At 71.7% G+C, this 11,741-nt stretch carries 14 protein-coding genes; all 14 read left to right on the plus strand.

The genetic code is table 11. The annotated features are described in order from the left end of the window. The first annotated feature begins 3 nt into the window (after window positions 1-3). The 14 genes from ACWHTU_RS00280 (at window position 4) to ACWHTU_RS00345 (ending at window position 11,736) form a co-directional block, all read left to right on the plus strand. Window positions 4-1,227: a S49 family peptidase gene (locus ACWHTU_RS00280; protein WP_447860949.1), complete on the plus strand. Its 1,224-nt coding sequence runs from the start codon at window positions 4-6 to the stop codon at window positions 1,225-1,227. Window positions 1,228-1,230: 3 nt separating this feature from the next. Continuing rightward, window positions 1,231-1,608: a head decoration protein gene (locus tag ACWHTU_RS00285; protein ID WP_447860950.1), complete on the plus strand. Its 378-nt coding sequence runs from the start codon at window positions 1,231-1,233 to the stop codon at window positions 1,606-1,608. A 66-nt stretch (window positions 1,609-1,674) separates the two neighbouring features. After that, window positions 1,675-2,676 carry a major capsid protein gene (locus tag ACWHTU_RS00290; RefSeq protein WP_447860951.1) on the plus strand — a complete coding sequence of 334 codons (1,002 nt, stop codon included), beginning with the start codon at window positions 1,675-1,677 and terminating at the stop codon, window positions 2,674-2,676. Window positions 2,677-2,689: 13 nt separating this feature from the next. Further along, entirely contained in the window at window positions 2,690-2,974 is a 285-nt protein-coding gene (locus ACWHTU_RS00295; RefSeq protein ID WP_447860952.1) for a head-tail joining protein, read from the plus strand. Beyond that, window positions 2,971-3,396, plus strand: a complete 426-nt coding sequence (locus ACWHTU_RS00300) for a hypothetical protein (RefSeq protein ID WP_447860953.1) — start codon at window positions 2,971-2,973, stop codon at window positions 3,394-3,396. The genes ACWHTU_RS00295 and ACWHTU_RS00300 overlap by 4 nt, the downstream gene beginning before the upstream one ends. Window positions 3,397-3,404: 8 nt before the next feature. Further along, the gene (locus ACWHTU_RS00305; RefSeq protein ID WP_123770460.1) at window positions 3,405-3,626 is read left to right on the plus strand and encodes a DUF7210 family protein; all 222 of its coding nucleotides are present in this window, start codon (window positions 3,405-3,407) and stop codon (window positions 3,624-3,626) included. A gap of 2 nt (window positions 3,627-3,628) precedes the next feature. Further along, the gene (locus tag ACWHTU_RS00310; RefSeq protein WP_447860954.1) at window positions 3,629-4,381 is read left to right on the plus strand and encodes a phage tail tube protein; all 753 of its coding nucleotides are present in this window, start codon (window positions 3,629-3,631) and stop codon (window positions 4,379-4,381) included. A gap of 10 nt (window positions 4,382-4,391) precedes the next feature. After that, complete coding sequence (locus tag ACWHTU_RS00315) at window positions 4,392-4,820, plus strand: DUF6631 family protein (protein ID WP_447860955.1); 429 nt, start codon at window positions 4,392-4,394, stop codon at window positions 4,818-4,820. Next, window positions 4,820-4,984 carry a hypothetical protein gene (locus ACWHTU_RS00320; protein WP_165908759.1) on the plus strand — a complete coding sequence of 55 codons (165 nt, stop codon included), beginning with the start codon at window positions 4,820-4,822 and terminating at the stop codon, window positions 4,982-4,984. Before ACWHTU_RS00315 ends, ACWHTU_RS00320 begins: the two co-directional genes overlap by 1 nt. Next, window positions 4,981-5,622 carry a DUF6441 family protein gene (locus ACWHTU_RS00325; RefSeq protein WP_447860956.1) on the plus strand — a complete coding sequence of 214 codons (642 nt, stop codon included), beginning with the start codon at window positions 4,981-4,983 and terminating at the stop codon, window positions 5,620-5,622. The genes ACWHTU_RS00320 and ACWHTU_RS00325 overlap by 4 nt, the downstream gene beginning before the upstream one ends. After that, window positions 5,622-8,321: a phage tail protein gene (locus tag ACWHTU_RS00330; protein WP_447860957.1), complete on the plus strand. Its 2,700-nt coding sequence runs from the start codon at window positions 5,622-5,624 to the stop codon at window positions 8,319-8,321. Before ACWHTU_RS00325 ends, ACWHTU_RS00330 begins: the two co-directional genes overlap by 1 nt. A 3-nt stretch (window positions 8,322-8,324) precedes the next feature. Then, window positions 8,325-9,392: a hypothetical protein gene (locus tag ACWHTU_RS00335; RefSeq protein WP_447860958.1), complete on the plus strand. Its 1,068-nt coding sequence runs from the start codon at window positions 8,325-8,327 to the stop codon at window positions 9,390-9,392. Beyond that, on the plus strand, window positions 9,389-10,948 hold the full coding sequence (locus tag ACWHTU_RS00340) for a hypothetical protein (protein ID WP_447860959.1): 1,560 nt from the start codon (window positions 9,389-9,391) through the stop codon (window positions 10,946-10,948). Before ACWHTU_RS00335 ends, ACWHTU_RS00340 begins: the two co-directional genes overlap by 4 nt. Before the next feature lie 2 nt (window positions 10,949-10,950). Then, the gene (locus ACWHTU_RS00345; protein WP_447860960.1) at window positions 10,951-11,736 is read left to right on the plus strand and encodes a DUF2163 domain-containing protein; all 786 of its coding nucleotides are present in this window, start codon (window positions 10,951-10,953) and stop codon (window positions 11,734-11,736) included. Window positions 11,737-11,741 lie beyond the last annotated feature (5 nt).

Raw genomic sequence — 11,741 nt, forward strand, 5'->3', positions numbered from 1 at the left:
CCGATGCTGCCCCATCTCGCCTCCCGCCTGTTCGGGACGCCCTTGCTCGTCCAGCGCGCCAAGCTCGACCTGATCCTCGCGGTGCTCTCCGAGCGCCTGCATCTGGCCGCGCCGGACGTCGCACTCGCGCCGCCGCTGCCGAGGGCCCCGAACCCTGCGGCGTTTCCGTCAAGCTCGATCGCGGTCCTGCCGATCCACGGCACCCTGGTCAAGCGCACGCTGGGGCTGGAGGCGGCCTCGGGCCTGACCAGCTACGCCGAGATCGGCGCGCGGCTGGAGGCGGCCCTTGGCGACCCTCTGGTGGCCGGCATCGTGCTCGACATCGACTCGCCCGGCGGCGAGACCGGCGGGTGCTTCGAGCTCGCACGCCGCGTGCGCGAGGCGGCCGGCCTCAAGCCCGTCTGGGCCGTGGCCAACGACGCTGCCTTCTCCGCGGCCTACGCCATCGGCTGCGCGGCCGAGCGGCTCTTCGTCACCGAGACCGGCGGCGTGGGCTCGATCGGCGTGATCGCGCTGCACGTCGACCAGTCGGTCAAGGACGCCCAAGACGGCTACCGCTACACCGCGATCACCGCGGGCGAGCGCAAGAACGACTACTCGCCGCACGAGCCGCTACACGATGCCGCCCGCGCGGCGCTGCAGGCCGAGGTGGACCGGCTGCACGCGCTCTTCGTCGCGCACGTGGCGGCGATGCGCGGCCTCGACGAGGCCGCGGTGCGCGCGACCGAGGCCGCGCTCTTCTTCGGCCCGCAGGCTGCTCGAGCCGGGCTGGCCGACGGGGTGGCCACGCTGGCCGCGGTGCTCGCCGAGTTCGACCGACATCTTTCTGCCGCGCGGCGTCCGTCTTCCCCGCCGCGCCAGGCCCCGACCGGGAAGGCGACCGTTCTCCGAGGAACCCCCACCATGACCGACACCCCGCCCGAGACGCTCGGCGTGGATGAAGCCGCCGCCCGGGTGGCCGAGGCCCGCCGCGAAGTGGCGCAGTCCGCGCAAGCGATCGCGCAACTGTGCCTGATCGCCGGCTGCCCCGAGCGCGCCGCCGAGTTCATTGCCGCCGGCCGCACCGAAGCCGAGGTGCGCCGCGCCCTGATCGAGGCGCGCGCCACCCACAGCATGGAGTCGGCCGTGCGCTCGACCCACGCGCCCCAGGACTGGGCCACCCCCGGCGCCGATCCGGCCGCCTCGCCCGTGGTCGCCGCCGTGAAGAAACTCGTGACCCGGGAGTGAACCATGCCCACGCTCACCCAAGCCCCCAACCTCGGCGACCTGCTGAAGTACGAGGCGCCGAACCTGTATTCGCGCGAGCAGGCGACCGTGGCGGCCGGGCAGAACCTGCCGCTCGGCGCCGTGGTCGGTCGCGAGACGGCCACAAGCAAGCTCAAGGCGCTCGATCCCAGTGCATCCGACGGCACCGAGATCGCCGCAGGCGTCCTGGCCCAGGCGGTGGATGCGACGCTGATCGACCGGGAGGACGCGATCCTGATCGCCCGCCACGCCATCGTCGCGCGAAACGCGCTGGTCTGGCCCGCGGGGATCACCACCGCGCAGCAGATCGCTGCGATCGCACAGCTCGAAGCGCGCGGCATCGTGGTACGCGACAGCGCCTGATTCCGCCCCTCCCCACACCTCGGACGACCCGCCATTCGGCGGGTTCGTCGTTTCTGGAGTCTCCCGATGCTCAACCCCTTCGATTCCCCCGGCTTCTCGATGGCGAGCCTGACCGCCGCCATCAACCTGATCCCCAACCGCTACGGGCGGCTGGAAGCCTTGAACCTGTTTCCGGCCAAGCCCGTGCGCACGCGCCAGGTCGTGATCGAGGAGTACGCCGGGCGCCTGAACCTGCTGCCCACCCGGCCGCCCGGCTCGCCGGGCACGGTGGGCGAACGCGGCCAGCGCTCCTTGCGTTCCTTCGTCGTCCCGCACATCCCGCACGACGACGTGGTGCTGCCCGAGGAGGTCCAGGGCATCCGGGCCTTCGGCTCGGAGACGGAGATGGAGGCCGTCGCGGGCGTGCTGGCACGGCATCTGGAGACCATGCGCAACAAGCACGCGATCACCCTCGAACACCTGCGTATGGGCGCACTCAAGGGCCAGATCCTGGACGCCGACGGCAGCACGATCTACGACCTGTTCGACGAGTTCGATCTCAGGCAGACCACCATCGCCTTCGATCTGGCCAATGCCGCGAGCGACGTCAAGGGCCACTGCTACGAGGTGCTGGCCCACATCGAGGAGAACTTGAAGGGCGAGTTCATGACCGGCGTGCACGTCCTCTGTTCGCCCGAGTTCTTCCGGGCGCTCACCGGCCACAAGTCGGTCAAGGAGGCCTATACCCAGTGGCAACAGGGCGCGATCCTGATCAACGACGTGCGCGCGGGCTTCGTCTTCGCCGGCATCACCTTCGAGGAGTACCGCGGCCAGGCCACCGACGCCCACGGCAACGCGCGCCGCTTCATCGCCGCGGGCGAGGCCCACGCCTTTCCGCTGGGCACGGTGGACACCTTCGCCACTTACTTCGCCCCGGCCGACTTCAACGAGACCGTGAACACCCTGGGCCAGCCGCTCTACGCCAAGCAGGAGCCGCGCAAGTTCGACCGCGGCACCGATCTGCACACCCAGAGCAACCCGCTGCCGATGTGCCACCGACCGGGTGTGCTGGTGAAGCTCACCGTCTGACGGTGCCTGTGCGATGGTGCGTGTGGAGGATCTGTACGACGCCGCCGAGCGCGCGGGACTCTTGACGCCCGTCGTGGTGGGCGCCGCCACCGTGCACTGTGCGTTCCGTGCGCCGGACGAGACGGTGCTCGAAGGCCTGGCGCTCTCGCGCGACTTCGAGCTCGAGTACGCGGCCTCGCGCCTGGCGCTCGCACCGGGCGACGTGGTCACCATCGCCGGCGAGCCCTACCGCGTGCGCGAGGTGCGAGCGCTCGGCGACGGCCGCGAGTGCCGGGCCCAGCTTGCGAGGCTGCCATGAACTCGGTGCGCGAGCGCCTGCTGCGCATCCTCGTCGATCGGCTCACGGCGGCCCTGGCCCCGGCGCCCGTGCTGCGCCAGCCGGCGACACCGCTGCCCCGCGAGGCCGGCCCGGCACTGCTCGTCTTCGTCGAGGGCGACGCCCTCACCGCGCATGCCAACCGGCTGGTGGACCGGGCGCTCACCGTGCGCCTGGTCGCGCTCGCGCGCGGCGCGGACGCCTTCGACGCGGCCGACCGGCTGATCGTCGCCGCCCACGCCGCCGTGCTCGCGGACCCGAACCTGGGCGGCCTGGCGCTCGCGGTGCGCGAGCTCGACGCCGACTGGGACGCCGACGACCTCGATGCCGGCACGGTGACGCTGCCGGCGCGCTACGAGATCCGCTACCGCACCACGCTGACCGACCTCACGACCACGGGATGACCCATCCAATGCACATCGAACTGCTCCAAGCCCACACCCACGCCGGTCGGCGCTTGAGCGCCGGCGCGCGGCTGGACCTGCCCGAGGCCAGCGCCCGCTGGCTGATCGCCCAGGGCGCGGCCCGGCTCGTCACGCCGGACTCCCCGGCGCCGGCCGCATCCCTCAAACCCTCGCGCCGTGACGGTCCCGCCGCCGCGGCCCCGTCCACGCCCACCCCCACGGGAGACTGACCATGGCCTACTTCTCCGGACAAGGGCGCGTCTACATCGGCGCGCGCGATGCGGCCGGCAACCCCGCCGGCCTCACCTTCGTCGGCAACGTGCCGGAACTGAAGGTGTCGCTGTCGGTGGAGACGCTGGAACACCAGGAGGCGCAGTCCGGCCAGCGCCTGACCGACCTGCAGCTCATCAAGACCAAGAAGGGCGAGTTCGCCTGCACGCTGGAGGAACTGAGCAGCGGCAACCTCGCGCTCGCCCTCTACGGCCACTCCACCACGGTGGCAGCGGGCACGGTCACGGGCGAGGCGCTGCCCAACCCGGTGACCGCGGGCCACCTCTATCCGCTCGCACACCAGAACGTCTCGGCGGTGCAGATCCAGGATTCCGACAGCCCGCCCAAGCCCCTGCCGGCGGCGCAGTACCAGGTGCATGCCAAGCACGGCTCGGTGCTGATCCTCGACGCCACGACCGGCGGCCCCTATGTCGAGCCCTTCACCGTCGATTACGCCTATGGCGCCGCGCAGAGCACGGCGATGTTCACCCGGCCGCTGCCCGAGCGCTGGATCCGCTTCGAGGGCCTGAACACCGCCGACGCCAACCGCGAGGTGGTGATCGACCTCTATCGCGTGGCCATCAACCCGGCCAAGGAGTTGTCGATCATCACCGACGAGTTGCTGAAGTTCGAACTCTCCGGCCAGGTGCTGGCGGATCTCTCCAAACCCACCGACGGCGAACTGGGCCAGTTCGGCCGCCTGGTGCTCTTGTAAGGGGATGGCGATGACCGATAGCAATACCGACTTCCAGACCTTCCCGCCCGTGCCCCAGGTGGTCACGGTGGCGGGCACCGCGGTGGAACTCACGCCGATCCGCCTGGGCGAGTTGCCGCGGATCCTCGCCGCGGTGCGGCCCATCGCCGCCGATCTCTCGGCCGAGCCGGATTGGCTCGCGCTGCTGGCCCGGCACGGCGAGGCGGTGCTGGATCTGCTCGCGCTCGCCACCCGGCGCGAGCGTGCCTGGATCGAGGGGCTGGCGCTCGACGAGGCCGTCACCCTGGCCGCCGCCGTGTTCGAGGTGAACGCGGATTTTTTCGTGCGGCGGGTGACGCCGAGCATCGCACAGGCGGGCGAGCGGCTGGCGCCGATCCTCTCGGCTGGGACGACGCCGTCGCCCGGCTCGTCGCCGCCGGCCACCGCCACGCCGAGGTGATGGGCTACACGCTCGCGCAAGTGCGCGGCTTGCTGGCCGCCCACGAGCGGCGGGAGCGCCGGCAGCACGCCTTGCGGCTGGCCTTGCACGCGGTGGCGGCCCAGGGCGACCGGGCGGCCATCGAGCGGCTGCAGCGCGAGTTGTGGGAGGACGTGCGGCCATGAAACTGACGCTCACCACCGAGGGACTGCTCGATCCAAGGAAGCTCTCGGCCTGGAGCGCCGAACGCCGGCGGGCGATCCACGCGGCGGTGGCCAAAGGGATGGCCGCAGGCGGCCGCGAGGTGCGCGAGGCCGCCCGCGCCCAGATGCGCAGCGCCTTCCAGGTCCGGCGCGCGAGCTTCGTCGCCTCGCTGCAGGCCAAGGTGTTCGACCGCAAGCCCGATCGCCTGCCCGCGCTGTGGGTGGGCAGCCGCATTGCCTGGCTGGGCATCCACACGCACGGCGGCACGGTGGCGGGCCGGATGCTGATCCCGCTGCTACCGGGACGGATCGGCCCCAAGCGCTTCCGTCAGGTCATCGACGGCCTGATGCGCTCGGGCAACGCCTTCTTCGTCGAGAAGAACGGCCGCGTGCTGCTGATGGCCGAGAACCTCCGCGAGAACGCCGCGCAGCTTGGCCGCTTCAAGCGTGCCGAGCGCGAGCGCAGCGGCGTCAAGCGCCTGCAGCGCGGCCAGGAGATTCCCATCGCCGTGTTGGTGCGGCGGGTGATTCTCAAGCGCCGGTTCGATCTCGCAGCAGGCGTGCAAGGCGCCTTGCCCAAGCTCGCTGCCGCGATCGGGCGTGAATTGGACAAACTCTAATGGCAACCGAGCGAGCCCAAATCCTCATCCGCGCCGTCGACGAGACGCGCGCGGCCTTCGGCTCGATCCAGCGCAACCTCGGCGGCCTGGCCGACGCCGCACGCCGGGTCAACGGCGTGCTCGCCGGGCTCGGCGTGGCGTTGTCGGCGGCGGGCTTGGCCGCGATGGTCAGGTCGGCGCTGGAGTCGGCCGATGCGCTCAACAAGCTCTCGCAGCGCGTGGGCATCACGGTGGAATCGCTCTCCACCCTGGTGCCGGCGGCGGAACTGTCCGGGGTCTCGGCGCAGACCTTCGAGACGGGGCTCAAGAAGCTCGCCACCACGATGTTCGAGGCGGCCACGGGCTCGGAGGAGTCCGCCCGGCGCCTCAAAGCGCTGGGTGTCGAGTTCAAGAACCAGGACGGCACGCTGCGCGCGACCGATGCGGTGCTGCTCGATCTGGCCGACCGTTTCAAGGCCATGCCCGACGGCGCGCAGAAGTCGGCGCTGGCGGTGCAGCTCTTCGGCAAGAGCGGCGCCGAGCTCATCCCCTTCCTGAACCAGGGACGCGAAGGCATCGCGGCCCTGACCGGCGAGATGGAAGCGCTCGGCGTGCAGATCGGCGGCGACACCGCCGCACAGGCCGAGGTGTTCAACGACTCGCTGGCCAAGCTGCGGCTCGCCGCGACGAGTCTGGCCAACCGGGTGATCGAGGCGTTCCTGCCGGCCCTGAACGAGATGGCCGGCGGGATGGTCGAGTCGGCCAAGCAGGGCGGCACGCTGCGCGCGATCCTGGACGGCGTGGTGCTGGTGCTCAAGACCCTGGCGCTGGGTGCCGCCACGGTCGGCAAGGCCTTCGTCGCACTCGGCGAGGCGATCGGCGCTGGTGTCGCGGCGGCGGTCGAGGCCCTGCGCGGCAACACCGCCGGGGCCAAGGCCATCATCGCCGAACTCAAGGGCAGCCTCGTGCGGCGTCTGGACGAGTTGGCCGAGTTCCGGGACAGCCTGTTCGACCCCAAGCCCATCGAGGTCCAGGCGCCGCGCATCCAGGCCGACCCGGCGCTGCTGCAACGGCTCACGGCTCCGGGCCAGGCCCGCGAGGCCGCCAGCGCCCTGGCGGCCCTGCGCAAGGCGCAGATGGACGCCGAGTTCGCCCTGCTCAAAGACGGCCTCGAGCGCCAACAGCGCGCGGTCGATCAAGCACTGGAAGACCGGCTGCTGTCGGTGCGCGACTACCACGGCCGCAAGACTGCGCTGGAGCAGCGCGAACTCGACGCCGAGATCGCCCGTCGCCGGCTGGCACTCGCCGCTAGCCAAGCCGTCGCGACCAACCCGCGCGCATCAGAATCGGACCGACTGCGCGCCAAAGCCGAGATCGCCAAGCTCGAGGCCGACCTCATCGTTCTCAACGACCGCCGCGCCGACATCGAGGTCGCCAACGCCCGCGCCGCCGCCCGGGCCGAGCGGGAACTGGCCGAGGCCCTGGCCCAGGCGCGCGAGGAACTCGCCCAGCTCACCGGCACCGACACGGCGGCAGACCGGCGCGCCGCGATCGAGCGCAGCTACCGCGACTTGCGCGCGCGCCTCGCGGCCGAGAACGACGCCGCGGGCGTCTCGCTGATCGACCGGCTCATCTCTGTCCGCGCCGCGCAGGCCAACCTCGCCAAGCTGGAAAGCGAGTGGCGGCTCGTCACCGAGCGGCTGCGCAATGCCCAGGAGGCGATCCAGATCCAGCAGCAGGCCGGGCTGCTCACCGAAGCCCAGGCCCGCGAACGGATCGTCGCCTTGCAGCGCGAGTCCGCCGATGAGATGCAGCGCCTGCTGCCCGCGATGCAGCAGGCCGCGCAGGCGATCGGACCGGAGGTGGCGGGCCGCGTGGCCGCCTGGCGCAACGAACTGGAGCGCACACGGCTCGTCGTCGATGAGCTCGCGCCGATGTGGAACCGCATCGGCGATGGCTTCGGGCAGGCCGTGCAGGGGATGGTCACCGGCGCGCAAGGCTTGCGCGAGGGGCTTTCCAACATCTTCCGCTCGATCTCGGATGCCTTCTTGCAGCACCTGGTCATCCAGCCCTTCCAGCAGTGGGTGGCGATGCAGGCGCGGATGCTCGCCATGAAGCTGGGCTTCACCCAGCAGGAAGCGGCCATCGAGCAGGCGGCGGCCGCCCAGTCGGTGGCCACCAAGCAGGCCGAGACGGCGGCCAAGGTCAGCGCCAATGCGGCTGAAGCCGGCTCGGGCGCGGCCGCCTCGCAGGCGTCGATTCCGGTCGTGGGCCCGGGGCTGGCGATTGCCGCGATGGCGGCGATGGTGGCCGCCGTCATGGCGTTGCTGGGCGGGATCAAGAAGTTCGCCTCTGGAGGCTACGTGTCGGGCCCCGGCACCTCGACCTCGGATTCGATCCCTGCGCGGCTGTCGGCCGGCGAATACGTGGTGCGTGCGGCGGCGGTCCGGCGTGTCGGCGTGGCCTTCCTCGATGCCCTCAACGGCCTGAAGGCCCCGCCCGGCTGGGACGGCCAGCGCCTGGCCTTCGCGGCGGGTGGCCTGGTGCCCCAGGTCCAGGTGCAGCCGGCCACACCGCCGGTCAGCCAGGCCGTGCGCATCGTCAACGCCATCGACCCGGGCGTCACCCACGACCACCTGCAGACCCCCGCCGGCGAGCGGGTGATCCTCAACATCATCGGGCGCAACGCGCGCGCGGTGCGCGCGGCGCTCCAGGGGTAACCCATGGCCTTGCTCTTCATCGACGGTTTCGACCACTACGACCCGCAGGCGCTGGATCCCTTCGGCGATCCGTGGCTCGCGCGCGGCAAGGCGGCGTACCTGTCGCCTCAGGCCACGCGCATCCAGGGCCGGCGACCCTCGTCCTACGCCTTGCGCCTGCCCGCAGGCGCCGGCGGCGGGTATGTGAAGAACCTGGAGGCCGGGCGCACCAGCCTCATCGTGGGCGCGGCACTGCGCGTGGCGCCGTTCGAGAACACCGGCGAGGAGCCGGTGCTGCTCGGCGTGCGCGACGCATCCGCGCAGGTGGCGCACCTCGTCAAGCTGGGCGAGGACGGGCGCCTGAAGCTCTACCGGCGGACGGGATCGGGGATGAGCGGCTGGGACCAGTGGATCTCGACCTCGGTCACGACGGCAGCCGTGCGGGGGTGGCACTACGTCGAGCTGCAGGTCGTTCAGGGCACGAGCAACGGCACGTTGAACGTGCGCATCAACGGCGTGCTCGCGATCACCCTGTCGGCGCAGAACACCACCCAGGGCGGCGGGCCGCTGCTCACCGCCTTCGCAGGCAGCGTGCCGGGTCAGCCCTGCCCGGTCACCGTCGACGTGGACGACCTCTATCTCGCGGACACCTCGGGCACGATCAACAACACCTTCCTCGGCGACGTGCGGGTCGATGCGCTTCAAGCCCAGGCCAACGGCGCACAGAACCAGTGGACGGTCGAGGGCGCGGCATCCGCCTGGGAGGCGGTGAGCGACGGCGACGAAGCCACTGCCATCCGCGCGGCCACCGCCGGCCTGCGCCAGACCTTCGACGTCGAGGCGCTGCCCGTGATGACCACCCCGGCGATCCACGGCGTGCAGGTGACCCTGCTCGCGCGCAAGACGGATGCGGGCACCGGCCGCGTGCGCGGGATCGTGGCGAGCGGTGCGCAGACGGCGGTGAGCGCCGACATCCATCTGCAAGAGCAACTGGCCTGGCACACGGCGCTGTTCGAGCGCAACCCGAACGGCAACGTGCCGTGGACGGAAGGCGCCTTCAACGCCGCCGAGTTCGGGCTGGAGTCGGCATGACGGATCGGCTTCTGCCTGAGGTGGTGGCCGAGGTCGGTGGCCAACCCACACCGGGGGTCAGCGTTGTCGAGCAACGGGCCGAGTCGATCTCGCGCGCGGCCTTCGGGGCGCTCGCCGCCACGGCGCTGGCCGAGACCTCGGCCCAGCCGCTACCGGCCACCCATCTCTCGACGCTGTGGGCCGAGACGCTGGCGGAGCACGCACCGCCGCGGCACGCACCCGCCTTCTGGGTCGAGGTGTTGCGCCGCGATACCGCCGCGGCGGCGATGGTCGCAGAAGCGATGGAGGCCTTCGGCGAGACGCCCTGGCCCGAGGCTCCACGCGGGGTGTTCGCCTTCCGTCACGACTGGGCCGAGCCCCTCATCGAGCGCCTGCAATGGGCGACCGGCGTAGTGCGGCTCGCCTCGGGCAACGAGGCGCGGCAGGGGCTGCGGCGCGTGCCGCGGCGATCCCTCACCTACCACGTGGGCCACGCTCGCGCGAGCGACGCGCTGGTGACCGACTGGCTCGCCGACCATCTGGGCCGGCTCGCCTGGTGGCCGCTGCCGCAACACGCGGTGAGGCTGACCTCGGCGGCGGACAGGGGCGCGCGGCTGCTTCCAGTGACGCCGGTGGATGCGGCGGGCTTCGCGCCGGCCGCAGCCAAGCTGCGCCTGGAGGAAGACGGCCTGCACTGGCCTGCGGATCGTCGCTTCGCGCTGCTGATGGCCGCGGACTGCTGGCAGGTGCTGCAACTGGCCGACGTGGAGCCCGAGCGCCTGTGGCTCACCGAGCCGCTGGCACGGGCGGTTCCTGCAGGGGCGACCGTCCTGCCCCTGGTCGAGGGCCTCGCGGTGGAGCCGGCCGAGTTCGCGCAGTGGGTGCCCGGCCTCGATGCGGGCAGCGTCACCGCGCAGGTGGCCTTCGAGCCGCTGCCCGACGAAGGGCGGCTCGACGATCTCTGGCTCGACGGCCTGCCCGTCTGGCCCGATGGCAACTGGCGCGACGACCCCACCCATACGGCGGATGGCGTGGTCACGCGGCAGGACCTCTCCCCGGCCGACCCCTGGGTCCGCCGTGACGACCCGTGGCCGACGACGAGCTTCCAGCGCCGGTTTCTGGCTGCCGGGCGTGAAGACATCGCCCGCTGGCGCGCGCGGCTGTACCGCGCCCAGGGGCGGCTCGGTGCCTGCTGGCTGCCCGATGGTCTGGCGCCGGTGCTGCGCATCGCTGCCCCCGCTTCAGCCGACGATGGTTTCCTGCGCGTAGAGGGTGACGGTTTGGCCGCCTTCTGGCACCGCCCGGCCGCCGCGCTGATCCTGCACTCCGACGGCACGCGCCAGGCCGTCCTCACCGGCGCGTTCCATCGAGACGCCGGCGGCGTGCTCGTCTTGCGCTCGGGCCTCGATGCCGCGGTGCCCGCCGGCAGCCGCGTCCTGCGTCTGGCCCGCTGCCGGCTCGACCACGACGCCGTCGATCTGTACTGGCACACCCCCGAGCTGGTCGAGATCCCCCTGACCCTGCGCCGGCTGCCCGAGCCGCGCGGCAACGATCGCATCACCTACACCCCGTCCTGACCATGAGCGAGGGCCCCCTGTTCGAGGTCGAGCTCTACGTGTTCGAGGGCACGAGCGGCAGCTTCCGGCTCACCCCGCACGAGTTCGACGTGGAGATCGGCGGCCAGCGCTACGAGCGCTGCCCCCTCGAGCGCAGCGCGCTCGCGCTCGGCGCCGAGGCGGCCAAGTCGGCGCTGGAATTGACGCTGCCACCCGACCACGCGCTCGTGCGCCATCTGCTGCAGGCGACCCTCATCGGCGAGGCGACCGCGGTGCGACTGCGTATCGCCCGACGTGACGCCTGGGGCGATGCCTGGTGGCTTTCCGGCACGCGCTGGATGGGCCGCGTGCTCGGGGTGGAGGTGGCCGACGACGCGGCCCGCATCCGCTGCGAGTCCGCCCAGGTGAGCTTGAAGCGCATTGGTCTGCGTCGGCTCTACAGCCGCGCCTGCTCGCACGTGCTGTATTCGGCGGCGTGTGGGGCGACGCCGATCTCGGCCAGCGCCGAAGTGATCCGCTCCGAAGGCCGCCAGGTGGAATTGGCGAGCCTCCCGCCCGAGGTGGCCGGCATGCTCGCCGGCGGCTGGTTGCAGACGCCGGCAGGCGCGCGCCACATGATCGTGAGCGAATCGACCGCGGGCGTGGAACTGCTCTACCCGGTGGGGCTTGCCGCCGGCATGAGCGTGACCCTGACCGCCGGTTGTGACCACAGCATGTCCACCTGCCACTCCCGATTCGGCAACCTCGCCAACTACGGCGGCTTTCCCTTCATCCCCACCAAGAACCCGTTCTCGACGGGCGTCTTCTAAGAAGA

It is taken from the genome of Nitrospira calida (assembly GCF_976986435.1).

Coding starts and splice junctions, on each gene's coding strand:
- ACWHTU_RS00280 (WP_447860949.1), top strand. CDS start 4: ATGCTGCCCCATCTCGCCTCCCGCCTGTTCGGGACGCCCTTGCTCGTC.
- ACWHTU_RS00285 (WP_447860950.1), top strand. CDS start 1,231: ATGCCCACGCTCACCCAAGCCCCCAACCTCGGCGACCTGCTGAAGTAC.
- ACWHTU_RS00290 (WP_447860951.1), top strand. CDS start 1,675: ATGCTCAACCCCTTCGATTCCCCCGGCTTCTCGATGGCGAGCCTGACC.
- ACWHTU_RS00295 (WP_447860952.1), top strand. CDS start 2,690: ATGGTGCGTGTGGAGGATCTGTACGACGCCGCCGAGCGCGCGGGACTC.
- ACWHTU_RS00300 (WP_447860953.1), top strand. CDS start 2,971: ATGAACTCGGTGCGCGAGCGCCTGCTGCGCATCCTCGTCGATCGGCTC.
- ACWHTU_RS00305 (WP_123770460.1), top strand. CDS start 3,405: ATGCACATCGAACTGCTCCAAGCCCACACCCACGCCGGTCGGCGCTTG.
- ACWHTU_RS00310 (WP_447860954.1), top strand. CDS start 3,629: ATGGCCTACTTCTCCGGACAAGGGCGCGTCTACATCGGCGCGCGCGAT.
- ACWHTU_RS00315 (WP_447860955.1), top strand. CDS start 4,392: ATGACCGATAGCAATACCGACTTCCAGACCTTCCCGCCCGTGCCCCAG.
- ACWHTU_RS00320 (WP_165908759.1), top strand. CDS start 4,820: ATGGGCTACACGCTCGCGCAAGTGCGCGGCTTGCTGGCCGCCCACGAG.
- ACWHTU_RS00325 (WP_447860956.1), top strand. CDS start 4,981: ATGAAACTGACGCTCACCACCGAGGGACTGCTCGATCCAAGGAAGCTC.
- ACWHTU_RS00330 (WP_447860957.1), top strand. CDS start 5,622: ATGGCAACCGAGCGAGCCCAAATCCTCATCCGCGCCGTCGACGAGACG.
- ACWHTU_RS00335 (WP_447860958.1), top strand. CDS start 8,325: ATGGCCTTGCTCTTCATCGACGGTTTCGACCACTACGACCCGCAGGCG.
- ACWHTU_RS00340 (WP_447860959.1), top strand. CDS start 9,389: ATGACGGATCGGCTTCTGCCTGAGGTGGTGGCCGAGGTCGGTGGCCAA.
- ACWHTU_RS00345 (WP_447860960.1), top strand. CDS start 10,951: ATGAGCGAGGGCCCCCTGTTCGAGGTCGAGCTCTACGTGTTCGAGGGC.